At 43.5% G+C, this 24,170-nt stretch carries 20 protein-coding genes; 13 read left to right on the top strand and 7 right to left on the bottom strand.

The features are described 5' to 3' along the window. Positions 1–3 precede the first annotated feature (3 nt). The 5 genes from prfA to kdsA all read left to right on the top strand — a co-directional run bounded on the left by prfA (position 4) and on the right by kdsA (position 4,961). Positions 4–1,089 (top strand): peptide chain release factor 1, encoded by a 1,086-nt coding sequence (prfA, locus tag C7Y69_RS19495; protein WP_013784686.1) that lies wholly within the window; start codon positions 4–6, stop codon positions 1,087–1,089. A 4-nt stretch (positions 1,090–1,093) separates the two neighbouring features. Beyond that, the gene (prmC, locus tag C7Y69_RS19490) at positions 1,094–1,960 is read left to right on the top strand and encodes a peptide chain release factor N(5)-glutamine methyltransferase (protein ID WP_126873893.1); all 867 of its coding nucleotides are present in this window, start codon (positions 1,094–1,096) and stop codon (positions 1,958–1,960) included. Between the two features lie 97 nt (positions 1,961–2,057). Then, entirely contained in the window at positions 2,058–3,632 is a 1,575-nt protein-coding gene (locus C7Y69_RS19485; protein WP_126873892.1) for a DUF3369 domain-containing protein, read from the top strand. 78 nt (positions 3,633–3,710) lie between these two features. Continuing rightward, positions 3,711–4,082: a SirB2 family protein gene (locus C7Y69_RS19480; protein WP_126873891.1), complete on the top strand. Its 372-nt coding sequence runs from the start codon at positions 3,711–3,713 to the stop codon at positions 4,080–4,082. A 24-nt stretch (positions 4,083–4,106) separates the two neighbouring features. Beyond that, positions 4,107–4,961, top strand: a complete 855-nt coding sequence (kdsA, locus tag C7Y69_RS19475; RefSeq protein ID WP_013784682.1) for a 3-deoxy-8-phosphooctulonate synthase — start codon at positions 4,107–4,109, stop codon at positions 4,959–4,961. A gap of 61 nt (positions 4,962–5,022) precedes the next feature. On the opposite strand, the gene C7Y69_RS19470 is transcribed toward kdsA, so the two are convergent. Next, positions 5,023–5,310, bottom strand: coding sequence for a hypothetical protein (locus C7Y69_RS19470; protein ID WP_013784681.1), 288 nt, complete (start codon positions 5,308–5,310; stop codon positions 5,023–5,025). A gap of 228 nt (positions 5,311–5,538) precedes the next feature. On the opposite strand from C7Y69_RS19470, the gene C7Y69_RS19465 reads away from it, so the two are divergent. The 5 genes from C7Y69_RS19465 to fusA all read left to right on the top strand — a co-directional run bounded on the left by C7Y69_RS19465 (position 5,539) and on the right by fusA (position 10,993). After that, positions 5,539–6,432, top strand: a complete 894-nt coding sequence (locus C7Y69_RS19465) for a transcriptional regulator GcvA (protein ID WP_126873890.1) — start codon at positions 5,539–5,541, stop codon at positions 6,430–6,432. A 42-nt stretch (positions 6,433–6,474) separates the two neighbouring features. Further along, positions 6,475–7,131 (top strand): alpha/beta family hydrolase, encoded by a 657-nt coding sequence (locus C7Y69_RS19460; RefSeq protein WP_126873889.1) that lies wholly within the window; start codon positions 6,475–6,477, stop codon positions 7,129–7,131. Positions 7,132–7,168: 37 nt separating this feature from the next. Beyond that, positions 7,169–7,627, top strand: coding sequence for a DUF423 domain-containing protein (locus C7Y69_RS19455; protein WP_126873888.1), 459 nt, complete (start codon positions 7,169–7,171; stop codon positions 7,625–7,627). Continuing rightward, positions 7,620–8,714 (top strand): 23S rRNA (cytidine(2498)-2'-O)-methyltransferase RlmM, encoded by a 1,095-nt coding sequence (gene rlmM / locus C7Y69_RS19450; protein WP_126873887.1) that lies wholly within the window; start codon positions 7,620–7,622, stop codon positions 8,712–8,714. The genes C7Y69_RS19455 and rlmM overlap by 8 nt, the downstream gene beginning before the upstream one ends. A gap of 194 nt (positions 8,715–8,908) precedes the next feature. Beyond that, on the top strand, positions 8,909–10,993 hold the full coding sequence (fusA, locus tag C7Y69_RS19445) for an elongation factor G (RefSeq protein ID WP_126873886.1): 2,085 nt from the start codon (positions 8,909–8,911) through the stop codon (positions 10,991–10,993). A 99-nt stretch (positions 10,994–11,092) separates the two neighbouring features. Here the strand turns inward: fusA and cynS are convergent, their stop codons facing one another. The 6 genes from cynS to C7Y69_RS19415 all read right to left on the bottom strand — a co-directional run bounded on the left by cynS (position 11,093) and on the right by C7Y69_RS19415 (position 18,730). Continuing rightward, positions 11,093–11,542 (bottom strand): cyanase, encoded by a 450-nt coding sequence (gene cynS / locus C7Y69_RS19440; RefSeq protein ID WP_013784675.1) that lies wholly within the window; start codon positions 11,540–11,542, stop codon positions 11,093–11,095. 40 nt (positions 11,543–11,582) lie between these two features. Beyond that, positions 11,583–13,406, bottom strand: a complete 1,824-nt coding sequence (locus tag C7Y69_RS19435) for a protein kinase domain-containing protein (protein ID WP_126873885.1) — start codon at positions 13,404–13,406, stop codon at positions 11,583–11,585. A gap of 44 nt (positions 13,407–13,450) precedes the next feature. Further along, positions 13,451–14,299 (bottom strand): formate/nitrite transporter family protein, encoded by an 849-nt coding sequence (locus C7Y69_RS19430; RefSeq protein ID WP_013784673.1) that lies wholly within the window; start codon positions 14,297–14,299, stop codon positions 13,451–13,453. A 391-nt stretch (positions 14,300–14,690) separates the two neighbouring features. Beyond that, complete coding sequence (locus tag C7Y69_RS19425; RefSeq protein ID WP_126873884.1) at positions 14,691–16,718, bottom strand: transglutaminaseTgpA domain-containing protein; 2,028 nt, start codon at positions 16,716–16,718, stop codon at positions 14,691–14,693. Continuing rightward, positions 16,715–17,815, bottom strand: a complete 1,101-nt coding sequence (locus C7Y69_RS19420; protein WP_126873883.1) for a DUF58 domain-containing protein — start codon at positions 17,813–17,815, stop codon at positions 16,715–16,717. Before C7Y69_RS19420 ends, C7Y69_RS19425 begins: the two co-directional genes overlap by 4 nt. A 3-nt stretch (positions 17,816–17,818) precedes the next feature. Beyond that, on the bottom strand, positions 17,819–18,730 hold the full coding sequence (locus C7Y69_RS19415) for an AAA family ATPase (protein ID WP_126873882.1): 912 nt from the start codon (positions 18,728–18,730) through the stop codon (positions 17,819–17,821). A 218-nt stretch (positions 18,731–18,948) separates the two neighbouring features. Here C7Y69_RS19415 and seqA point away from each other — a divergent pair, with 218 nt between their 5' ends. The 3 genes from seqA to C7Y69_RS19400 all read left to right on the top strand — a co-directional run bounded on the left by seqA (position 18,949) and on the right by C7Y69_RS19400 (position 24,058). After that, a complete protein-coding gene (gene seqA, locus C7Y69_RS19410; RefSeq protein ID WP_126873881.1) occupies positions 18,949–19,686 on the top strand; it encodes a replication initiation negative regulator SeqA in 738 nt (245 codons plus the stop codon). 27 nt (positions 19,687–19,713) lie between these two features. Then, entirely contained in the window at positions 19,714–21,363 is a 1,650-nt protein-coding gene (pgm, locus tag C7Y69_RS19405) for a phosphoglucomutase (alpha-D-glucose-1,6-bisphosphate-dependent) (protein WP_126873880.1), read from the top strand. Between the two features lie 217 nt (positions 21,364–21,580). Next, on the top strand, positions 21,581–24,058 hold the full coding sequence (locus C7Y69_RS19400) for a glycogen/starch/alpha-glucan phosphorylase (protein WP_126873879.1): 2,478 nt from the start codon (positions 21,581–21,583) through the stop codon (positions 24,056–24,058). Positions 24,059–24,170 lie beyond the last annotated feature (112 nt).

The raw sequence follows: 24,170 nt of genomic DNA, 5'->3' as shown, positions 1-24,170 counted from the left end.
AATATGAAAGACTCGGTTGTCAGAAAACTCGAAAACTTGGTGGAACGCTTTGAAGAAGTGCAGGCTTTATTAGGCGATCCGCAAGTAATCGGCAATCAAGATAAGTTTCGTAATTTGTCAAAAGAGTTTAGCCAGCTAGAAAGCGTAGTTGGGGGCTTTAATGCTTATCAACAAGCGCAAGAAAATCTTGATTCAGCGAATGAGATGTTGAAAGAAGATGACGCAGAAATGCGTGAAATGGCGCAAGAAGAATTAAAAATTGCGAAAGCCGATATTGAACGCCTAGAAACTGAGCTTCAGGTTTTATTGTTACCTAAAGATCCTAACGATGACAGCAACTGCTTCTTAGAAGTACGTGCTGGTGCTGGTGGTGACGAAGCCGCAATATTTGCAGGCGATTTATTCCGTATGTACAGCCGTTATGCTGAAACCAAAGGTTGGCGCGTAGAATTAATTAACGCCAATGAGGGTGAGCATGGCGGTTATAAAGAAGTAGTCGCGAATATTAGTGGTGACGGCGTTTACGGTATTTTGAAATTCGAATCTGGCGGTCACCGTGTGCAGCGTGTACCCGATACAGAATCACAAGGTCGTATTCATACGTCTGCCTGTACCGTGGCTGTATTACCTGAAATTCCAGAATCAGAAGCTATTGATATTAACCCAGCGGATCTTCGCATCGATACTTTTAGAGCATCGGGTGCAGGTGGTCAGCACGTTAACAAAACCGACTCTGCTATTCGGATTACTCACTTGCCGTCAGGGTTAGTGGTTGAGTGTCAGGACGAGCGTTCGCAACATAAAAACCGTGCGAAAGCCATGTCGGTTTTGCAAGCGCGTTTGAATAACATTGAAGAAGAAAAGCGTGCGGCAGAAGAAGCCTCTACGCGTAAGAGTCTAGTCGGAAGTGGTGATCGTTCAGAGCGCATCCGTACCTATAACTTCCCGCAAGGCCGCGTAACTGATCACCGCATCAACTTAACGATATACCGTTTAGATGAAGTAATAGAAGGTGACTTGAAGCAGCTTCTCGACCCTATTATGCAAGAACATCAAGCTGACCTGTTAGCCTCGTTGTCAGACGACTAATACCATGCGTATAGACGCCGCATTAGCGTGGGCGGTAGCCGAGTTACATGAAGGCGAATCGCCAGCTGTTGATGCAAAAGTATTGTTAAGCCATGTATTAGATAAACCTCAGGTTTATCTTTTTACATGGCCAGACAAAACCTTAAGCGTCGACGCTATTTCTCAATACAAAACTCTGGTGGCCAAACGCGCCCAAGGTATTCCTGTGGCGTACCTAACGGGTAGCCGTGACTTTTGGACCTTACGTTTAGCAACCTCGCCCCATACCCTTATTCCTCGCCCCGATACCGAAGTATTAGTAGAGCAAACTCTTTCTTGTATAGCGTCAGCAGAATTTGCCCTTGAGGTAGAAGATAATAAGCTAGCCATTTGTGATTTAGGTACAGGTACAGGGGCAATTGCCCTCGCGCTGGCCTCTGAATTGCCCACTGCCATTGTCACAGGTATAGATTTACTACATGAGGCTGTTCAACTCGCCACTAGCAATGCGGCGCTTAATAGCATTACTAATGCGCAATTTAAGCAAAGTAGTTGGTTTGACAATTTAGCGAATGAAAAATTTCACGTTATCGTTTCCAACCCGCCCTATATAGAAATATCCAGCCCTTTTCTTCAGCAAGGTGATGTGCGCTTTGAGCCTGCATCAGCGCTTACATCAGGCGCCGATGGGCTTGATGATATAAAACACATTATCGCACTTGCACCCGCCCATTTATTAGAAGGTGGCTTACTGGCTTTTGAGCATGGTTTTGACCAAGCAAAAGCGGTTGGCGACCTGTTACACGCCCAAGGCTTTGTGAACGTGAGCACCGCACAAGACTATGGTGGGAATGACCGAGTCACTTACGGTTACCTATCTACAACACGTTAAGAATTTGTCACGTCTATTTGTTACTTCTATATGGGACTTGCTAAAAATACGTATTGCATTAGTATTTTAAAAGCATTTGAGGAACAGGAAGTTATAGATGAGTGACGATTTACTTTTCATCGAAGACGATGAAGATGATGTAGTAGAAGAGTTAGGTACGTGGAAAATTCTCATTGTTGATGATGAGCCAGAAGTTCATGCCATCACAAAATTGGCACTCAACGACTTTTTCTTAAATGGTAAAACCCTAGAATTTATCAGTGCTTACAGCGGCGATGAAGCAAAACGTTGTTTCAGAGAGCATGATGACATTGCAGTGGTACTACTTGATGTGGTTATGGAAAGTGACGATGCGGGCTTGCTAGTTGCAGAGTATGTTCGTAACGAACTCGATAATCACTTTACCCGTATTATTCTGCGTACCGGTCAGCCAGGCCAAGCGCCTGAAAAAGATGTCATTATTAATTACGACATCAATGACTATAAATCTAAAACTGAACTAACCGCACAAAAGCTATTCACTGTAATTATTGCGGCGCTGCGCTCTTATCGCGATATCATTGTGATTGAAGAGAGCCGTGCAGGCTTAGAAAAAATCATAGATGCGTCTGTAGATTTGTTTTCTTCCAACTCGCTAGAAAAATTCATGCAAGGCATTATTCAGCAACTGGCGTCTATTTTAGGCTGTTCGAAAGATGCAGCCTACATTACCACGGCGGTAGCGGCCACACCCGATGCATCACCTAATCCTACTAATACACTCGATCTCAATGAGCTATACGTTTTCGCCGGCAACGGTGAATATTCAGATAAAGAAGGCGTGCTATTAAAAGATGCCGTGTCACCTGAAGAATATGAACTGTGCAAGCGCGCAATGCGCGAACGCGAAATCGTGTACGCAGAAGACCACGTAGTGGCTTATTGCAATAGTAAAACGCAAAACGGTGCTTTGTTGTATTTATCCGGCTTACCTCGTCGTATTGGCGAAAATGACAAGCACTTGGTGAGACGGTTTTCGAACAGTGTTCAACTCGCGTTTGATAATGTGCTTAAAACCATTGACGTAGAAAGTACGCAAAGAGAAATTATTGAGCGCTTAGGCAAAGCGATGGAGCATGACGGGCAAGGCAGCAACCATATTGTGCGAATGAGTGCGATGGCAGAGGTTATGGGTTGTGGCATAGGCATGAATGAAAATGACGTGCGGTTACTCAAGCATGCTATACCTCTTCATGACGTAGGCAACTCTCGTGTACCTGTCACTATTTTACGTAAAACTGAGCCTTTGACAGAAGATGATGTTTTTGCCATTCGTCAGCATGCCGAATTTGGTTATCAGATTTTAAAAGACTCTTCTAGGCCCACTATTCAGCTAGCCGCAACGTTAGCACGACAACACCACGAGCGATGGGATGGCAAAGGCTATCCTGAAGGGCTTCAAGGTCAAGCTATCTTACTGCAAAGTCGCATAGCAACTTTGTTAGATGTGTTTGATGCACTAATCAATACTCGCCCTTATAAAACCGCATGGCCATTAGATAAGGTTGAAAAGGTTATCAATGAAGAAAAAGGGCGACACTTCGACCCGCTATTAGTTGATTACTTGTTGAACCACATTGAAAAATTCATGGCCATTCAACATCAGCACCCTGATATTCCTGAGTATGTTTAACTTAGTCGAATGCCCGTAAATAACGTACAATAACGAATAATTACATAATCAAAACTTAAGAACGATAGGAATTATTGTATGTATATGATGGCGAAACATCTGCACTTAACAGCAGTAGGATTAAGTATTTTACTGTTTGTTTTTCGCTTTATCTGGTCACAATTCGACGCCACAATTTTAGCGAAAAAGTGGGTTAAAATTGTGCCTCATATTATTGATACCATTTTATTAGCCAGTGCTATTTGGCTTTGCGTTATTTTGTCTCAATATCCCATTGTAAATGCATGGCTCACATTTAAGTTAGCTGGCGTTATCGCTTATATCGTACTTGGGTTATTTGCGCTTAAAAAAGCAAAAACCACCGTGGGCCGCTGGGCGTTTTTCATTGCCGCGCTCGTGGTACTGATGACAACTGCGTTGGTGGCAGTTACCAAACAACCCTTATTCTAGAAATTAACGGATAACGAATTAATTATGTCTGAATCTCAACAGATCATTCGTGTTGGCGATGTAGAAGTTGCTAATCACTTACCTTTCGTGCTTTTTGGCGGAATGAATGTATTAGAGTCTCGCGATCTTGCCATGCGCATTGCTGAGCATTATGTTGAAGTTACCCAAAAATTGGGTATTCCTTATGTTTTTAAAGCTTCATTTGATAAAGCAAACCGCTCATCGGTAACGTCTTATCGTGGTCCAGGTATGGAAGAGGGCTTGCGTATATTCGAAGAAATTAAATCTACTTTCAATGTGCCATTAATTACCGATGTTCATGAGCCTCACCAAGCCGCACCTGTTGCTGAAGTGGTAGATGTTATTCAACTTCCCGCGTTTTTAGCCCGTCAAACTGATTTGGTGGTTGCTATGGCTAAAACCGGTAGCGTAATTAATGTGAAGAAGCCGCAATTTCTAGCGCCTCATGAAATGCGTCATATCATTACTAAATTAGGTGAAGCGGGTAACGATAAAGTCATTTTATGTGAACGTGGCAGTAGCTTTGGCTATAACAACCTTGTGGTTGATATGCTGGGCATGGATGCAATGAAATCCTACGCACCGGTAATCTTTGATGCTACCCATGCACTGCAAATGCCAGGAGGCAGAGCAACATCAGCCGATGGTCGTCGTGCTCAAGCGGCACAATTAGCGCGAAGCGGAATGGCGTTGGGCCTTGCTGGGTTGTTTATTGAAGCACATCCTAATCCGGATGAAGCAAAATGTGATGGTCCATGTGCGTTGCCATTGGCAAAACTTGAGCCGTATTTAGCGCAAATGAAAGCGTTAGATGAATTGGTGAAAGGATTTGAGCCGTTAGATACCAGTAATACCTAGGCAAGTCTGATGGCGAATGCCGGTGCGTCGCACCGGCATGCGTATCAGGTGTGGGCGTGTATTATTCGCTTTCAGCAACTAATACAGTAGATTCTTTATTTTTTTCTTTCGCCATGGCAAGTAAGTTTTTATGTAACGCAATTTGCGTTTCTTCTGCCAGCAATGCAGCTGACTGCTTTTTAACAACAATGTGAGCGTCGTTTTCAGGCAGTACGTCTGCCATGTTTACGCTGGTCATCGCCGTAGCGATTAACGATTGAAGATTGATCTTTTCAGGTTGTACGTTAGCATTCGCAGCAGCGCTTGCAAAAGCCATTACAGATACACTAGCTAGTAGTAGTTTTTTCATTTTCACACCTAATAAAAATAATTTAAAAATATGTTTCCACTTGTTAAATTGCTTAACAAGTAGGCTTTGTAAAGAGTTGATATTTGAGGCCCTTTCCAAAGTTCGCGCAAATAATAACCAAAACTCGTGCAAAAATAAAACGAGTAAAAGTATGGGTTGTCATTAGTAAAACTAATGCGATTACTGCTACTATAGTATGAGTAGGTCACACAGGATTTATTTCTTAACATGCATCGACGTCTTCCCCCTCTCAATGCGTTAAAAGCCTTTGAAGCGGCTGCCCGGCATTTGAGTTTCACTAAAGCGGCTGATGAGCTTTTTGTTACGCAAGCCGCGGTCAGTCATCAAATTAAAGCGCTTGAAGAATTCTTATCGATGAAGTTATTCATTCGTCGTAACAGAACCTTGTTATTAACCGAAGAAGGCCAGGCTTACTTCCTTGAATTGAAAGATATCTTTAAAAACCTGCAAGAAGCGACGGAAAGACTGTTAGCGCGAGGCAGTAAGGGAGCCATAACCGTTGCCATGCCGCCGAGCTTTGCCAGCCAGTGGTTAGTGCCACGAATTAGTCAATTTAGTGTGGCGCAACCGGACATAGACGTAAGAATAAAAGCGGTAGACTTCGATGAAGGCTTTTTAGATGATGACGTAGATGTTGCTATTTACTATGGCAAAGGCCGCTGGAGTGGGTTGCAAGCAGACAAACTTCACCGTGAATTCCTAACACCATTATGTTCCCCTATGCTTTTCAATGGCCCTAAGCCGTTATCGAGTTTGGCAGATTTACGTCATCACGTGCTACTTCACGACTTAAGCCGCGCGGCGTGGAAAAACTGGCTTAAGCATGTGGGTGTATCAGGGGTAAATGTTAACCATGGACCAGTATTCAGCCACTCTATGCTGGTACTGCAAGCTGCCGCGTTAGGGCAGGGGATTGCGTTAGGTAATACGGTACTTGCCCGTCCAGAATTAGATGCAGGGCGATTGATTATGCCTTTTGAAGAGAAAGTAGAAAGTCGTGATGCTTTTTATTTGGTGTGCGAAGAATCCCAAGCTGAGCTTGGCAAAATTGCCGCTTTCAGAGAGTGGATCTTAGGCTTGGTTGAAGAAGAGCAAGAGTGATAAGTTTTACATTTAAAAATAATACAGATAATGAGTCAGTCGATGTTTGATATTGAAATTCATTCGGTAAATACGGATGGAAAGACTAATGCACCTATAGCACGCCTTATTCTTGCGCACGGCGCGGGTGCCGGTAAGCACCACGATTTTATGCAGGCAATGGCTTCTCAGTTAACTGGCCATAATATTGAAGTGGTATTATTTAACTTTCCCTACATGCAAACCATGATGGAAACGGGAAAGCGTAGGCCGCCAGATAAAGCCGAAAAGTTACTCACACATTTTGCGGCGCTTATCGATGAGGTGGCTAAAACCCAAACTAGTGTACCGACGTTTATTGGCGGTAAATCCATGGGAGGACGCATGGCGACCATGGTACTTGATAAAGCTGAATCAATAGTAGGCGCGATAGCATTCGGTTATCCATTTCACCCTCCAGGTAAGCATGAAAAACTCAGAACCGCCCATTTAGAAACGCTCAAAAAACCACTGCTTATACTGCAAGGCGAACGTGATACCTTCGGGACGAAGGATGAGGTGAGTGCCTATGCGTTATCGAGTACTATTGCGGTTTCTTACCTAACAGACGGCGATCACAGTTTTAAACCCAGAAAGCAAAGTGGCTTTACGTTAGAGACCCATATAGAATGCGCGGCTAAATCGACAGCTGATTTTATAAAAGCACACGTAAATAAATAATGAACCACCATTTAACCTTCGGTTTAACTTACACTCAATGACATGGGCAGGTGCTTTGAATAAGGCAATAAATAACACAGGGTCTGTTGATCAGAACCTAAGTAATAAGCAAGGCCTAAACAAACTCTGGCTGTGTACTGGCATTCTTTTGGCGGCTACTGCAGTTATGCTAGGCGCTTTTGGCGCGCATGGTTTAAAAGCGATATTAGCACCATCGGCACTGACTACATTTGAAATTGGTGTTCGCTACCAGATGTATCATGGTTTAGCCATTGTGGCGCTGCCCGCTTTGTCGGCATACGGTTCGCCTAAATGGCTTAACGCGGTAGCTGCACTTTTTGTGGTTGGCTGTGCGCTGTTCAGTGGCAGTTTATATTTATTAGCAGTCACCGGTAACGGGTTATTTGGCCCCATTACGCCTTTGGGCGGCCTATGCTTTATTATCGGTTGGATAGCATTGGCTGTAGCTGTATTCAAAGGAAAAACTAATGACTAGCATTTTGGCCTATTGTCGCCCTGGCTATGAAAACGACACAGCCAATGAACTGGCTACTCGGTACGGCGAAAAAGAATACTTTGGCTATCCGGTATCAAAATCGAATACGGGCTTTGTGCATTATAATTTGTACGATAATACGAGCCTAGGTAATGCATTGGCATTGTTCGCGGTAAGCGAGTCTATATTTCCCCGCCAATTAATAGGTGTGTTCGCTACGCTTAATGATATTGAAAAAGAGGATAGAGTAGGGCAAGTACTCGACGCGCTAGAAGACGTGTCGCTCGAAGCGCTTACTGGTGCTCATGGTGTATTCGGTGCCATCGATGTTGAATACCCAGATACGGAAGACGGTAAAACCCTTGCGAAATTTTGTAGGAAGTTTACCGTTCCTCTTCGTCAGGCATTAAGAAAGAAGGGCTGGTTATCACCAAAGGAAAACGAGAATAAGCCTAAACTGCATGTTTTCTTCGAGTCTTTTGAAACTTGCTACATAGGCTATAGTCTTGCTGGATATCGCTCTAATGACCATTTAGGCATTTGCCGATTAAAATTTCCGTCCGATTCACCAAGTCGCTCAACCCTCAAGTTGGAAGATGCCTTGGTGAACATGTTAAGTGCTAACGAGCAACGTGAAGTACTTCGCGCTGGCGGTAGAGCAGTAGACTTGGGTGCATGCCCTGGTGGATGGACTTATCAACTAGTTAAACGTGAAATGTACGTTGAAGCGATTGATAATGGGGCTATTGCTGACAGCTTAATGAGCACAGGGCTTGTTGAACACCATGCTGCAGACGGGTTTACTTACAGACCACAATTTGGTCGTGTAGATTTACTAGTGTGTGATATGATAGAGCAACCCGATCGGGTAGCAAAGCTGATGGGTGACTGGTTGGTAAAACATTGGGCCACTCATGCGGTGTTTAATTTAAAGCTACCCATGAAACGACGATATGAAACCGTAATAGAGGCCATGTCGACGTTAATGACCAGATTGAATGCGTTAGACGATGCATTCACTGTCAAGGTAAGACATCTCTATCATGACAGAGATGAAGTTACAGTAACGATTGTACGCACTTCGTGAAACGAGGTGTGTTTTTGTTATTTTTAAAAAAATATCTAATATTCTTATATTATTGATATTTAAATAAAAAATTAATGGTGGCTCGGTTTTTCACAAACGTTTTCAGAGTTTGTGCTAAATAAAGGTGTATCTCTTGTACAGAAATCCTTTATAATCCGGCCGTTTTTTTACTCTGAATCAATGAAAGTGAACTAATGTCAGACTTATCCCTTTACAGAAACATTGGTATTTTCGCCCACGTAGACGCGGGTAAAACTACCACTACAGAACGTATTTTGAAGCTTACTGGTAAAATCCATAAAACCGGTGAAGTACACGACGGTGAGTCAACTACTGACTTCATGGAACAGGAAGCTGAGCGTGGTATTACTATCCAGTCGGCAGCAGTAAGCTGTTTCTGGAAAGATCACCGCTTCAACGTTATCGATACTCCAGGACACGTTGACTTCACAGTTGAAGTTTACCGTTCACTAAAAGTATTAGACGGCGGTATCGGTGTATTCTGTGGTTCTGGTGGTGTTGAACCGCAATCAGAAACTAACTGGCGTTATGCTAACGAATCAGAAGTTGCACGTATTATATTCGTAAACAAATTAGACCGTATGGGTGCTGATTTTTACCGTGTAACTGAGCAAGTACGTAAAGTACTTGGTGCTGTACCACTAGTTATGACGTTACCAATTGGTATCGAAGATGACTTCGTAGGTGTAGTAGACGTATTGACTAAACAAGCATACGTTTGGGATGACACTGGTCTTCCTGAAAACTACGAAATTAAAGACGTTCCTGCAGACATGGTAGACAAAGTTGATGAATACCATGAAATGCTTATCGAAACTGCTGTAGAGCAAGACGATGACCTAATGGAAGCGTACATGGAAGGTGAAACTCCTTCGGTTGAAGACATCAAGCGTTGTATCCGTAAAGGTACACGTGACCTTGCTTTCTTCCCTACGTTCTGTGGTTCTGCATTCAAAAACAAAGGTGTTCAATTAGTACTTGACGCTGTTGTTGACTACTTACCATCTCCTACAGAAGTTGATCCTCAGCCTCTTATGGATGAAGAAGGTAACGAAAATGGCGAACATGCAATCGTATCTGCTGATGAAACGTTTAAAGCGTTAGCATTTAAGATCATGGATGACCGTTTCGGTGCACTAACATTCGTACGTATTTACTCTGGTAAATTGAACAAGGGTGACACCATCCTTAACGCATTTACGGGTAAAACTGAGCGTGTTGGCCGTATGGTTGAGATGCAAGCTGACGAACGTATTGAGTTATCTAGCGCACAAGCGGGTGACATCATTGCTATCGTAGGCATGAAGAACGTACAAACTGGTCACACACTTTGTGATCCGAAAGATCCAGTAACACTAGAGCCAATGGTTTTCCCAACGCCAGTAATCTCGATTGCTGTTCAGCCTAAAGATAAAGGCGGAAACGAGAAAATGGGTATCGCTATCGGTAAGATGATTGCAGAAGATCCTTCGTTCCAAGTTGAAACTGATGAAGATTCAGGCGAAACCATCCTTAAAGGTATGGGTGAGCTTCACTTAGACATCAAAGTAGACATTCTTAAGCGTACTTACGGTGTAGATCTTATTGTTGGTCAACCTCAAGTTGCTTACCGTGAAACTATCACTCAAGAAATTGAAGATAGCTACACGCATAAGAAGCAATCTGGTGGTTCTGGTCAGTTCGGTAAAATCGACTACCGCATCAAGCCTGGCGAAGCGGGTTCTGGCTTTACGTTCACATCATCTGTTGTTGGTGGTAACGTACCGAAAGAATTCTGGCCTGCAGTTGAGAAAGGCTTCAAGTCTATGATGGGCGAAGGTGTTCTAGCTGGCTTCCCAGTACTAGACGTTGAAGTTGAACTTTTTGACGGTGGCTTCCACGCAGTGGATTCATCAGCAATCGCGTTCGAAATCGCTGCTAAAGGCGCTTTCCGCCAATCTATTCCTAAAGCGGGTGCACAACTTCTTGAGCCAATCATGAAAGTTGACGTATTTACGCCAGAAGATCACGTTGGTGACGTAATCGGTGACCTTAACCGTCGTCGTGGTATGCTAAGCGACCAAGAAGCTGGTTTAACTGGCGTTCGCATTAAAGCAGACGTTCCGTTATCAGAAATGTTCGGTTACATCGGTTCACTACGTACAATGACATCTGGTCGTGGTCAGTTCTCTATGGAGTTCTCACACTACGCAGCTTGTCCACAAAACGTAGCTGACAAAGTAATGGAAGAAGCTAAAGCACGTAAAGCAGCTAAGTAATTAGCTACTAACTAGGTAAGCATTCATGCTTACCTTAGTGTTAAGCATATAAAAGCCCGTCTGGAATACCAGACGGGCTTTTTTGTTGCTAAATGCTAATTAATACATCTTGTAGGGTAAGAACTTTCCAGACATCACCACACTTACGCGGTCACCTTTAGGATCGTTCTCGCGTTGCAAATCCATTGAGAAATCGATAGCGCTCATTATGCCGTCTCCAAATTCTTCATGAATAAGTTCTTTTAAGGTTGTGCCATAAACACTGACTAATTCGTACCAGCGATAGATAAGCGGGTCGGTAGGCACTTCGGTCGGCAACGAACCTTTATAAGGCGCAATTTGTAACCAAGCAATGGCTTCATCACTCAGTTCTAGCATTTCGCCCACGGCTGTCGCTTGTTCTTTAGTCATCGCCATTTGCCCTAAACACGCGGCGGTACTCCATTCTTTTGATTGTCCTACCGCTTGGGCAATTTCACTCCATTTAATGCCTTTAGAAATTTTTGAAGACTGGATCATGTCGGTAACTTGAGTTCGATTGGTAATCATTGCATTTCCTTTTTTGAGTGATACGGGTTATTGATAAAAGTTAGTTGTTGCCATAAAGCAGTATGAAGGTAATTACATTACTAATAACTAACAGCAGGGACAGTCCCTGCCAGAATTTAAGTGGGTGACGTTGTATTAATGGCGCGGTCACGCGGTTAAGAAAAGCGGGGCTAGGGTGTCGAAGGTGATAGGTAAACTCAGATAAGCTAGCAAAACGCTTTTCAGGATTAGGCTGTAATGCTCGTTTCAGCGTGGCATCTATCCAAGCTGGAATAGGCCGTCTATCATCAAGCACCGATTGATATTTGAGTTTGTGCTGCGCCGCCACGGTCCGGGTTTTAGCTACTTGTGTGCCATAAGGAAAGCGGTCGCTGAGTAAGTAATAGGTGAGTACGGCAAGAGAATAAAGGTCGGATTGATCACAGCCGCTATCGCCTAAGAAGTATTCTGGAGCAACATAAGCTGCGGTGCCCATAATATCACTCTCGTGTTCAAATAATGCGTCACTAATGCCAGCAACACGGGCAGAACCTAAATCTATTATTTTGCAGTTACCTGAAGCTTCGATCATGATGTTTTCAGGGCGAATGTCTTGATGGAGAAGTCCTTCTCGGTGCATGGCCATTAAGCCTTGTGCTACCTGCTCAATAATACTTCGTACTTTTTCAACATCTGGCTTAGGGTTATCAGTTAGCCACTGGGTTAAGTTCTGCCCTTCAATATATTCGCTAATGGTATACATACATGAAGGCGGCTGAATACGAGTAGGTACGTTAATTACATGGTTGGATTTAATTCGTCGTGCCAGCCATTCTTCTAATGCAAAGTGCTCAAGGTAGTGGCTGTCTTGTGCCAGTTCAGTAGACGGTATTTTAATAACGATATGTGCTTTGTTATTTTCATCCCACGCTAGGAAAACATGGCTTCTAGCCGACTGGTATAGCTGTCGCTCAATGCGGTAGGCATCTATCGTCTCTCCCACATTCAACTGCTTAATAATGGGAGCTGACGTTTCATCAACAGCATATTCCGGTGTTAAAAACTTACCATCGCCCACGCTCTCTACTGTTATAAATTGGCAAGAAACGTTGTCATCACTGTTGTTTTCTAACGCAAGATCTACAAGGCGTTGCGCGAGGGGCTTGGCGCTCTTTTTTGCTATAGAAGTTTTTGAAATAGCAGTTTTTTGACTAGAAGTGCTATGAGCAGAAGCATCATCCTCAGACGCATAAATCGGCGATATAAGTGAGGCAAGCGTAGGGGATGAAACATATTCATAAACGCCATCTGTCATTAGAATAAGGGTATCGCCTGCTTTTAGCGGGACCGCGAGGTAATCAATGTCGACATTCGCATGCACACCCAGCGCATTAGCGAGATAAGACTCATGCTGTGAGTGGTCTACTCGATGAGATTGGGTAAGGACTTGTATCCTATCGTCAGAATACAAACAGACTCTAGCATCACCAACATGGAATATATGTGCCGTATCGCCTTTAACGATAACTGCAGAAAAAGTGCATACGTAGCCCTTATCAGGGGTATAGCAAAAAGGGCTTTGCTGAGTTTTGGTATATAAAGTGGCATTAATACTTTGTATTACGGTTTTAGCGCTTTGCATCACACCCCAAGTTTCAGGGGTACAAAAGTATTGTTTTATGAAATCTTTAATTGCTAAATCACTGGCTATTTGGCTAACCGTGCTGCTACTTATGCCATCGGCAAGTGCAAAGGCGGCGCCTTTTAATGTTAAAGCTGGGTCGTTACTAGCTGGAATAAACGCATCGCAAGCGTCTTGATTTATTGGCTTAACGCCGGCGCTACTGCATTCGCTATAGTGAAGTGATAAGGATTGAATCTGCATATTAAAAAAGCCCGATACAGAGGAAACGTACCGGGCTTGCTAACTTATACTGTAGCGGCTTTTGCTGGCGCTTTTTCAGCAACAGCAATTTTACGCTTAGGTGCAGTTTTAACGTGTGTGCTGTAAATCGTTAAACCTGTAAACGCTAAACCACCAACAAGGTTACCTAGCGCTGTTGGAATTTCATTCCACACGAAGTAATCCATGATAGAAAACTCACCACCCATGATAAGACCGAATGGGAATAAGAACATGTTTACAACAGAGTGTTCAAAACCCATGAAAAAGAACAGCATGATAGGCATCCACATGGCCAATACTTTACCGCTCACATGAGTAGAGATCATCGCGCCAACTACACCCAGTGATACCATCCAGTTACACAACATGCCGCGAATAAAAATAGTAAACCAACCGGCAGTACCATGTTCTGCGTAACCTAATGTTCTCGCTTCACCGATACTAGCTACTTTAGCAGCAATAGCACCACCATCTACGTTGTAACCCATGGTGAAAATAAAAGACATCATAAAGGCAACAGTCAGTGCGCCACCAAAGTTACCTAAAAATACTAAGCCCCAGTTACGTAAAATTTGTTTAGGGGTAACACCCGGTCGCTTAGCAAGCCAAGCAAGTGGGGTTAATACAAATACACCCGTTAATAGGTCGAAGCCCATTAAATACAGCATACAAAACCCCACCGGGAACAAAACGGCCCCCAGTAAGAAGATGCCGGTTTGCACCGCAATCGTAATAGCAAATACAGCCGCTAACGCTAATATTGCGCCAGCCATAAATGCGCGGATTAGCGTATCTCGTGTAGACATGTAAATTTTAGATTCACCGGCATCTACCATTTTCGTAGCAAACTCGGCGGGAAGTAAATAAGCCATAATTAATCACCCTGATTTGTAATTTATTTAAAATAACGAGCCACATCACTGCTTTCATCGATAGAACAAACGAACAAAAAAAAACGTCCACACCATTCCCTGTTTCCAAAGAAGGTTGTGGACGTCTTTATCCAATTCGATAGATTGTGTTAGTCAGTTTACAAACCGACTCGTACTGTTAAAAGATTAGCGAAAATAGTGCCAAAAAAGCATTTTAATAATAACTTTAATTAAATCATTGGGTTATTCTTATTTAGTTACACTAATAAATGATTGGAGTGATCAGCTTTAAACCACAATGGTGCAAATGAAGTGCTAGGGTGCACCGAATTGGTGGTTAATAAACCAAAAAATTCCACCTCACACTTTTTATTATTGACTGACTCTAGCGTTATATGGCTTTGGTTTGCTTTAAGTCTTTTTTTAACGCGACAAGTGTATCTTTCATTGCTCGTTCTTTTTGACTTCGGCTATCGCGACTTTCATCTGTAGCACTTTGATATAGTGCATGTTCAAAATCTTGGGTGAGCGAGTTAAATAGCGAGGCCGCGTTTGTTGGTAAAAAGGGTTTCACTTGTTTGAAGTATGCAGTGCTTCCTTTGTTCTCTCGCGCTACCTTAGTAAAATTCGACACCAACTCAACAGCGTTTAAATAAATGTGTTGATGTGCAGGCACGGTCGACTTCTTTCTAAGAGGAAAGAACAGCACAAGCAGAAAAATACTGACTATCCCCAGAAGACTCAAAAAGAAGAACGTCATTTTCTGAGAGGTTAAATCGCCAAGAAGCTTTTTTAATAAATCAGTTTGAGTTTGATTATCAAAACCCAGAACTAATCTACTCCACTGATAATCAAGTTGGCGAAACCATCCTCTGATAGATAAAAACAGTTCAGCTGAATTTAAATTCTTAAACATACCTTCACTGCGAGTTTCATTAAAATCGGCTAACGCTTGTTCTAATCCAAAGGTAATGCGTGATGGTGCCACCATACTAGTAGGATCGTACGAGACCCAAACGCCGTCTATTAATGCTTCTACCCAAGCGTGGGCATCGTACTGGCGAACTTGTATTACGTTGTCACTTAATAATTCGCCACCTTGATAGCCTGTCACCATACGAGCAGGAATGCCCGCAACCCGAAGGGCAAACACCATGGCGCTGGCATAGTGAGCACAAAAACCCGCCTTTGCTTCGAACATAAAGGTGTCGATGGGCGAGTTCGGCATAGCGTCAGGTTGTAAGGTGTAACTAAATCCGTTGGTTTTAAAGTGGCGTAGAATGTCATCGGCAATACTTCGCTCACTGTGCGCATTTGCTTTTAGCTGCTTTACCCACGCTTGAGTACGTACGTTGCTGTCCATGGGGTATTGAATATTAAGTTGATAATCAAAGTCATATATCTCACTAACACGTGGCGTTTCTGGATAATAAGTTAAATAGAACGCGCGTTTGCCAACAATTGGACGCGCTGCACGTAATGCATAATTGAACTGACGCCGCATCTCAGGATTGTCTAAATTTGTGTTTTCAGCCGACACATCAAGAGAATACAGCCAGCGTTGGTTACTGGGCTCTACTATCAATTGATAGTTTTCTGAGGGGGGAAGCGATGCGTCAGTTGAAGGCGCCGCGACACGTCGACCCATAGTTTTAAGCTGTGCCTCAGCTTGTTTTCGTCGTGGGCTAATTGTCCACGTTTTACCGTCAAAGGCTTCCATCGTCATGGCGCGCCAATACCGCTGTTCGGCCAATGGTGGGCGTTGCTCAAAGGTGGCGGTGAACGCTAAATCAGACGACCTCGCCAGCGAGGCAATATCCCCTGGCGTGACCGAATCTGATAACCCTGTTTCATTAGACTTAGACGTAGGCATTTGCCAAAGAGGAGGAAACTGCGGCATCACTACAAATAACAGTGCGGCCAAGGGAAATGCTTGCAGCAGTATTATCGACGATTTACGCATCGACCCCCTAAAACTTCTCGCGGGGGCGTATACCAATGACAATGCGGTGAACAAAAGAACGATAACCGCGACATAGCCTATCCATGCTTCAATACCTAAAGCAAAAATAAAACCACAGCCGACCAGAAATATGCACGAGCAGAATAGCTGTAAAAAATCTTTCGTTTTTGAAAGCAACATAAGCTTCAGCGAGCAGGCAATCACTAAAAGGTTAATCATGCTGTTGAGCAAACCAATAGAAAGACCGAACCAGCCTAGCGCTATTAAGGATAATACGGCTAACAAATTTACGGTGCGGCTACTTGGGTTATATTCTTGCCACCTAAAATACAACGCGCTTTGCATAATAACCGCGCATATGGCAAGTAATATCACCCAAGTTAGCAATGGGGTAAGCAGGCTAAGGGTTAGTACCATAAAGCAGGTGGATAGCAGCATATTTGCTTTATGGTTCATTTACTCAGCCCTTGGAAATCACTGTTGTCTGCGGCTTGCGCGGCAAGAGGAGCCGCCGGAGAGATAGATGCATGACTCGAAGACTTAGCCGAACTAGCATCAAAAGGTGTGTTGGGATAAGTCGCCAGTGCCTTCAGACATTGATGCATGTGTGAAATAGAATTATTGGGGGTAAAGGTTGCACTACCTAGTTTTAAACCGTAGTGCAGACCTTGCGATTGCATCGACACTATTTTTTGAGTCAATGCACTTAATCCTTCTTCTAGCGGGGTGTTAGTCGGCAAACTTAAATACACGTCGTCGCTTTTTTGTTCGCTAAACTGCTTTACCACCCAATTTCCTGTTTTAGCGACTTGCTTCCACGCTACGCGGTTTAACGGTTCGCCTTCAATGAAATCGGTGAGGGCAAAAAAGTCTTCATTACCTTGTCGGTCATCTTCTTTACCACCGACGGCATCTTCCGTGTTGTGAACAACTTCACACACCGGTCCAGCTTTGGGTTCTGGATACACGATGACTTTTACGTCGAAATCTAAGTGAGTCCAACAATGATACAAACCGAAGGGGTAGGCGCTTTTAAAGGTAATTCGAGGGAGTCTGTGCTCACCTCTAGTGTGAAGTAATAAAGGAACAGTCAGTCGCTGTTCTCGATTGCCAATATCAAAGGAGATAGTGCTCGTATCTTTTCGCCTAGGCAGTTGAAGCTTATTTATCTCAAGCCAATGCGCCTGCAATAAGCCTTCCGGCGTAGTTTTATAGTCTGAGTGCTTAATCCGATTGAGGGTAAGGTGTGCTGACGTATTAGCAAATACGGTTTTGGGGGAGGATGCGCTAAGGGCAATAGCCGCAAAATTTTGATAGCTGTAAAACAAAGTGAGTAACATTACGCTAAGTAACAAATAGCTTAATAACAGCATAAGGTTGTTTTGATAGTTAGTGCCTAATAGAAACAAGCACATACACATCACGATAAATCCCCAGCCAAAACGGCTCGGCAAAATAAACACCGAACGCATATTCAGAGCATGTGAAGAATGTGGCGGAATACGTTTGTCTAGCCAAGCGAGCCAATGCTTATGTAATACCTTTTTAAACATGGATTACGCCGCCAGCGGATCGATACTATCCAGTAAATGCTGACTTAGCGACGTGCCCGTATGTTCAGGGGTACTTGCACTAAGCCTATGCTCAGTAACGGCAACGAATATAGCTTGCACGTCATCTGGCGTCACAAAAGTTCTATCGTGCATATAAGCCCAAGCCCTAGCGGCCTGCAATAAGGCTCGGCTAGCCCGTGGCGACAACGGGGTAGGGTAGCGACCTTCTGCGCGACTTTCTGTCACTAAACGCAATATATAATTAATCACATCATCGCTAGCATGCACATGGGTAACCGCATCTTGCATAGTGATCAAATCGGTCTGCGATAAACACGAGGCTATCTGTTGCTGAACGTCAGTTGATTGTTTCAGCATGGCTTTTTCGGCTTCCCAGTTCGGAAAGCCCAGGGAAATACGCATAAAAAAGCGGTCTAGTTGTGACTCAGGTAGCGGATAGGTGCCAGATTGATAACCCGGGTTTTGCGTGCCGATAACAAAAAAGGGAGAAGGTAAAGCATGGGTGGTGCCATCAATACTCACTTGTCGCTCTTCCATCGCTTCTAACAAGGCACTTTGGGTTTTAGGGCTTGCTCGGTTTAGCTCGTCGGCAAGAACAACTTGGCTAAAAATGGGGCCGTGCCTAAATTGAAATTCACCATTGTGACTTTGATAAACGTTAACCCCTAGCATGTCTGATGGGAGTAAATCTGACGTAAATTGAATACGTGAATATTGAAGGCCGAATACATGGGAAAGTGCGTGGGAAAGCGTGGTTTTACCCATACCAGGTAAATCTTCAATAAGAAGGTGACCATGAGCTAGCAAACACGTTACCGCAAGTTTTAACTGTTCAGATTTGCCGATAATCTTCTGACTTAGCGCGTCATGCACTAATTGAATCTCTTTTCGCATGATAAAACGTTACCTTTTTAACCCCTTATGTATTGATAATAGCAACTAAAGTGCTCAAATAGCAGTTGACACCCATACAAAGGTATGAGCATGGTTATTTAACACGTTAAAAGCATCATTTTAATGTTGGTTTTAACGAATTTAGGGCTAGGTTAGAAATAGTGCTGCGCTGTGCGTATCGGTTGTCTATAATGGGGCATCTTGTTAAGGAAGTAGTTATGAAAAGCATTGAAATAGATGATGATTTGTATGCCTTTATCGCCAGCCAAACAAAACATATAGGCGAGAGCGCATCAGAAATTTTACGTAGGCTTTTATTGCCTGAAGACGGTGAAATAAAGGGTGCAAGCAACGCCTCTCTACCTGATGAGTCAGTACAATCGGCGAAAGCACCGGTTGCTGCTACCACTACCGCTAACGCCTCGGCGCAAAAGGCAGAAGCGAAACCAGCCACTAAACCGGTGGCCAAAGCGGCACCTAAAGCAACCGTTGCCAAAGCACCAGTGACGAAATCACCCGCTGCAAAATCAACAACTGCAGCCAAAGCGCCCGTTAAAAAAGACGTAGTGGCGCCAACGGTGACTGAAATAGAAAATCACAATAAAGATGATATTGTGGGTATGGTATCTCAAGATGCGTTATCGACCTTTACCAAACGTGTCGACCAATTCTTATTTATTCTAAGTGCTGCGCACAAGTTAAATAGCGATACCTTTGAAAACGTTAAATCGATTATTGGTAAAAATCGTACCTATTTTGCTACAAGCAAAGAGGCGTTGTTAGAAAATGGCAGTAGTACTAATCCAAAAGCCATTCCTGATAGCCCATTTTGGGTGGTCACCAACAACAATACCGCGAAGAAAGTAAACATGCTGGAACAAGTTTTGCGTACATTAGGGTATCAGCCCGATGTCGTCGAAACGGTAGTAAGTCGATTCGCCCCAGAGGGCAAATAAACGCTTAACTTAAAATAAGGACTTTTCATGGCTTTACATCCGCAGGCTGGTAAGCCAGCTGCACCTGAACAACTGATTAATGTGGCACAACTTGTTAGCCAGTATTACAGCTACAAACCAGACGCCGCTGCCCCAACTGAAGCAGTAAGTTTTGGTACTTCAGGGCACAGAGGATCGGCGTCGAACTATACTTTTACCGATACCCATATTAGTGCAATCTGCCAAGCACTGGTTGAATATCGTGAAGCAGAAGGTATTACCGGGCCGCTATTTATAGGTAAAGACACCCATGCATTGTCTGAACCTGCCATGATCACCGCCATCGAAGTACTCAGTGCCAACGGTGTTGATGTGGTAATTCAACGAAGCGACAACGAAAGCTTAGGTTATACCCCCACGCCGGTAATTTCCCGTACTATCATTCGTTATAACCGAGAAAACGCGGCGAAGTCTGACGGGGTAGTCATAACCCCATCACACAACCCACCCGAAGATGGTGGGTTCAAATATAACCCTCCTCATGGCGGCCCAGCTGATAGCGACGTGACGACCAAAATTCAAAATCGTGCGAACGCGCTTATTGCCGAAGGCAATAAAGACGTTAAACGCATCGATATCCGTTCCGTAAGAGCCCAGAAGTTAGTGCGCGAAGAAGATTTTATGGAACCTTATATTGATGACCTAGCTCAGGTTATTGATATGCAGGCTATCGCAAAAGCGGGCTTGAAACTCGGTACTGACCCCCTTGGCGGTGCAGGTATCGGTTATTGGTCTCGTATTGCGGATAAATATGGATTAGACATCACGGTTGTAAACCCTGCTGTCGACCCTCAGTTTGGATTCATGCGCCGCGATAAAGACGGCAAGTTACGCATGGACTGTTCAAGTGCTTTCGCCATGGCGGGCTTAATCGAATTAAAAGATGATTTTGACCTTGCATGGGGCAACGACCCAGATTTCGATCGCCACGGTATCGTATGCAAAAGTGCTGGCTTAATGAACCCCAATCATTATCTTGCGGTGGCCATTCAGTATTTATATACACACAGACCCGAGTGGCCAGCGTCACTTAAAATCGGTAAAACACTGGTTTCAAGCAGCATGATCGATCGCGTAGCGAATAGCTTAGACAAACCCCTTGCTGAAATGCCAGTAGGCTTCAAATGGTTTGTAGATGGTTTATCTAACAGTGAAATTGGTTTTGCAGGTGAAGAAAGTGCTGGTGGTATTTTCTTACAGCGAAATGGCGAAACTTGGGCTACCGATAAAGACGGTTTTATCCTGTGTTTGTTAGCTGCTGAAATTCTTGCGGTGACTAAGAAAGATCCAGGTGAACACTATCAGGCATTAACTGAGCAATTTTCATCGCCGGTTTATAACCGTGTAGATGTGGCTGCTACCTTAGAGCAAAAGCAGAAGTTATCTGCTATGGATGCTTCGGTAGTAACCAGCGATACCCTAGCTGGTGAGCCCATTACTGCCGTGCAAACCCACGCCCCAGGTAACAATGCCGCTATTGGTGGTGTAAAGGTTTCTACAGAAAATGGTTGGTTTGCAGCACGTCCATCAGGGACTGAACAAATCTACAAAATTTATGCAGAAAGCTTTAAAGGTGAAACTCACTTACAAGAATTAATTCAAGAAGCGGAAGCCTTAGTGGGTAAGATTATCAAATAAGGTCAAAAAACAACCTCTTCAAGGCGGGGTTTGTTAAATCAATGTTAAACGCCGGATGATTGCATACGTTTTCATCCGGTTTTTTGTTATTTTAACAAAATTATCACAACAAAATCGTTTAAGCACTGCTATATTGATCTCATATTGTTGATTTTTTCTGTAATTAAATTACATATTGAGTGTGCTTTAGTACACATCAACCAGAGTGAGACGCAAAATGAATGCAAAAGCTGCCAAAACGCAACCCTCTTCACCGCTAGACAAGACAGAGTTTAAAGCTGCTATTGTTAAGCACCTTCACTGTACGCTAGGTACGGATGAAAATAAGGCTAATAACCACGCATGGTGGAAAGCTACCTGTGCAGCCATTCAGGCTCAGGTACTAGAAGGCCTTCGCAAAACGCAAAAAAGTCACTACTTCAATGATACTCGTGCAGTACATTATTTTTCTGCTGAATTCTTAATGGGTAGATTGTTATCGAACAACCTTCAAAATTTAGGTTTGTTCGATGTGGCTAGTGGCGCATTAAAAGAACTTGGTGTTGAAATTACCGACATCATGGAAGAAGAGCCAGACATGGCACTAGGTAATGGCGGGTTAGGGCGCTTAGCCGCGTGCTTTATCGACTCACTTGCCACGATGGAATTGCCTGCAATTGGTTATGGTATTCATTATGAACATGGCCTTTTCCGTCAAGAAATTAAGAGTGGTGCTCAAATAGAACGCCCTGATAGTTGGCGCGATTACGGTAACCCGTGGGAAATCTGCCGCCCAGAGTCAATTCAAGAAGTGCCTTTATTTGGTTATGTAGAAACCAAATACGGCGAAAGCGGCCGTATTCAGAAAGAATGGCACCCTGGCTCAATTGTTAAAGGGATACCATGGGATATTCCTGTCGTTGGTTATGAAGGTAAAACCGTAAACGTGTTGCGTTTGTGGCAGTCAGATTCATCTGATTACTTCAATTGGGATGTATTCAACGCTGGTGGTTATGTAGATGCGCAGCGTGAAAACGTACAAGCAGAAACCATTTCAAAAGTACTCTATCCAAACGATGAAACTCAAGCAGGTAAAGAGCTTCGTTTAATTCAGCAGTACTTCTTCTGCTCATGTTCTTTAAAAGACATCATTCGCCGTTACAAGCGTGCCCATGGTGATGACTGGAGCCGCTTCGCTGATCAGGTTGTCATTCAATTAAATGATACACACCCAGCTATCGCGATTCCTGAACTTATGCGTATCTTAGTAGACCGCGCTGAACTAGATTGGGATCAAGCATGGGGTATCAGCACGAAAGTGTTCGCTTATACCAACCATACGTTGTTACCTGAAGCCTTAGAAAAATGGCCTGCACGTATGATTGAAAAAATCTTACCGCGCCATTTAGAAATCATCTATGAAATTAACCATAGATTCATGGCAGAAGTCGATAAGAAATGGCCAAGCGACAACCGCATTAAAGCCAAGCTTTCTATTATAGAAGAAGGCAACGAGAAAATGGTACGTATGGGCCACTTATCGGTTATTGGCTCATTCGCGGTAAATGGCGTAGCTGAAATGCACTCTCGACTCGTGAAGTCTGACTTGTTCCCAGAGTTCGATGCGTTATGGCCAGGCAAATTAACGAATGTAACGAATGGTATTACGCCACGTCGTTGGTTGAAAGCGTGTAACCCTGAACTTTCTAAATTGATTGATAAGAAAATTGGCACAGATTGGCCAAAAGACTTATACAAACTTGAAGCACTAGAAAAGTACGCTGATAACAAAACGTTCCAAAAGCAATTCATGCAAGTGAAGCTTAACAACAAGCAGTTGCTGGCTGATGAAATTCGAGAGTCGTTAGACATTGAAGTAGACGTTAACGCTATTTTCGATGTACAAATTAAACGCCTTCACGAATACAAGCGTCAACATTTGAACTTGCTTCATATTATGGCCTTGTATCGTCGACTGCTAGAAAACCCTGATTACGATATGGTGCCTCGCGTATTCATTTTCGGCGCGAAAGCAGCACCGGGTTACAAGTTGGCAAAAGATATTATTTACGCCATCAACAAAGTGGCTGATAAAATCAATAACGACCCACGTGTAAACAATAAAATTAAAGTGGTGTTCTTGCCGAACTACCGCGTATCGCTTGCTGAGAAAATGATCCCAGCATCAGACGTGTCTGAGCAAATTAGTACTGCAGGAAAAGAAGCGTCTGGAACCGGTAACATGAAGTTGGCACTTAACGGCGCTATTACCGTAGGTACACTTGATGGGGCTAACGTTGAAATTGCCGAAGAAGTAGGCGATGACAACATCTTTATCTTTGGCCTAACCGTTGAAGAAGTTCACGAGCTGAAGGATAACGGCTACAAGCCTTACGATTACTACTACCGTGATCCTGAAATTAAAGCGGTTCTTGATTGGCTTGAAACCGATTACTTCACGCCGGGTAAGCCAGGTGCGCTAGTGTCGATTAAGCAAAGCTTGTTAGATCATGGTGACCAATACATGGTGCTAGCAGACTTCCGTAGTTATTGCGATGCGCAAATTGCTATTGATGAGGCGTACCGTGACAAAGCGCGCTGGGCTAAAATGGCGATTATCAATACCGCCAAGATGGGTAAGTTTACCTCAGACCGTTCAATTAAAGATTATGTAGAACGTATTTGGAAACTTTCACCGTGTAAGATTGAAAACTAGTCTCAAGAGACTCAACAAAAAGCCCGGAAATGCTATGCTTTCCGGGCTTTTTGTTGTGATATATTTATCCAATTAAAATAAAAATAAATTAAAAATCAATAAGTAGCCGATT

Source organism: Alteromonas sp. KS69 (genome assembly GCF_003989595.1).
Lineage (GTDB): Bacteria > Pseudomonadota > Gammaproteobacteria > Enterobacterales > Alteromonadaceae > Alteromonas > Alteromonas naphthalenivorans.
This window is presented reverse-complemented; position numbering and strand designations above follow the sequence as displayed.

Excerpts from the sequence above, each read along its gene's own strand:
- prfA (WP_013784686.1), top strand. The coding sequence starts at position 4 with ATGAAAGACTCGGTTGTCAGAAAACTCGAAAACTTGGTGGAACGCTTT.
- prmC (WP_126873893.1), top strand. The coding sequence starts at position 1,094 with ATGCGTATAGACGCCGCATTAGCGTGGGCGGTAGCCGAGTTACATGAA.
- C7Y69_RS19485 (WP_126873892.1), top strand. The coding sequence starts at position 2,058 with ATGAGTGACGATTTACTTTTCATCGAAGACGATGAAGATGATGTAGTA.
- C7Y69_RS19480 (WP_126873891.1), top strand. The coding sequence starts at position 3,711 with ATGTATATGATGGCGAAACATCTGCACTTAACAGCAGTAGGATTAAGT.
- kdsA (WP_013784682.1), top strand. The coding sequence starts at position 4,107 with ATGTCTGAATCTCAACAGATCATTCGTGTTGGCGATGTAGAAGTTGCT.
- C7Y69_RS19470 (WP_013784681.1), bottom strand. The coding sequence starts at position 5,310 with ATGAAAAAACTACTACTAGCTAGTGTATCTGTAATGGCTTTTGCAAGC.
- C7Y69_RS19465 (WP_126873890.1), top strand. The coding sequence starts at position 5,539 with ATGCATCGACGTCTTCCCCCTCTCAATGCGTTAAAAGCCTTTGAAGCG.
- C7Y69_RS19460 (WP_126873889.1), top strand. The coding sequence starts at position 6,475 with ATGTTTGATATTGAAATTCATTCGGTAAATACGGATGGAAAGACTAAT.
- C7Y69_RS19455 (WP_126873888.1), top strand. The coding sequence starts at position 7,169 with ATGACATGGGCAGGTGCTTTGAATAAGGCAATAAATAACACAGGGTCT.
- rlmM (WP_126873887.1), top strand. The coding sequence starts at position 7,620 with ATGACTAGCATTTTGGCCTATTGTCGCCCTGGCTATGAAAACGACACA.
- fusA (WP_126873886.1), top strand. The coding sequence starts at position 8,909 with ATGTCAGACTTATCCCTTTACAGAAACATTGGTATTTTCGCCCACGTA.
- cynS (WP_013784675.1), bottom strand. The coding sequence starts at position 11,542 with ATGATTACCAATCGAACTCAAGTTACCGACATGATCCAGTCTTCAAAA.
- C7Y69_RS19435 (WP_126873885.1), bottom strand. The coding sequence starts at position 13,406 with ATGCAGATTCAATCCTTATCACTTCACTATAGCGAATGCAGTAGCGCC.
- C7Y69_RS19430 (WP_013784673.1), bottom strand. The coding sequence starts at position 14,299 with ATGGCTTATTTACTTCCCGCCGAGTTTGCTACGAAAATGGTAGATGCC.
- C7Y69_RS19425 (WP_126873884.1), bottom strand. The coding sequence starts at position 16,718 with ATGAACCATAAAGCAAATATGCTGCTATCCACCTGCTTTATGGTACTA.
- C7Y69_RS19420 (WP_126873883.1), bottom strand. The coding sequence starts at position 17,815 with ATGTTTAAAAAGGTATTACATAAGCATTGGCTCGCTTGGCTAGACAAA.
- C7Y69_RS19415 (WP_126873882.1), bottom strand. The coding sequence starts at position 18,730 with ATGCGAAAAGAGATTCAATTAGTGCATGACGCGCTAAGTCAGAAGATT.
- seqA (WP_126873881.1), top strand. The coding sequence starts at position 18,949 with ATGAAAAGCATTGAAATAGATGATGATTTGTATGCCTTTATCGCCAGC.
- pgm (WP_126873880.1), top strand. The coding sequence starts at position 19,714 with ATGGCTTTACATCCGCAGGCTGGTAAGCCAGCTGCACCTGAACAACTG.
- C7Y69_RS19400 (WP_126873879.1), top strand. The coding sequence starts at position 21,581 with ATGAATGCAAAAGCTGCCAAAACGCAACCCTCTTCACCGCTAGACAAG.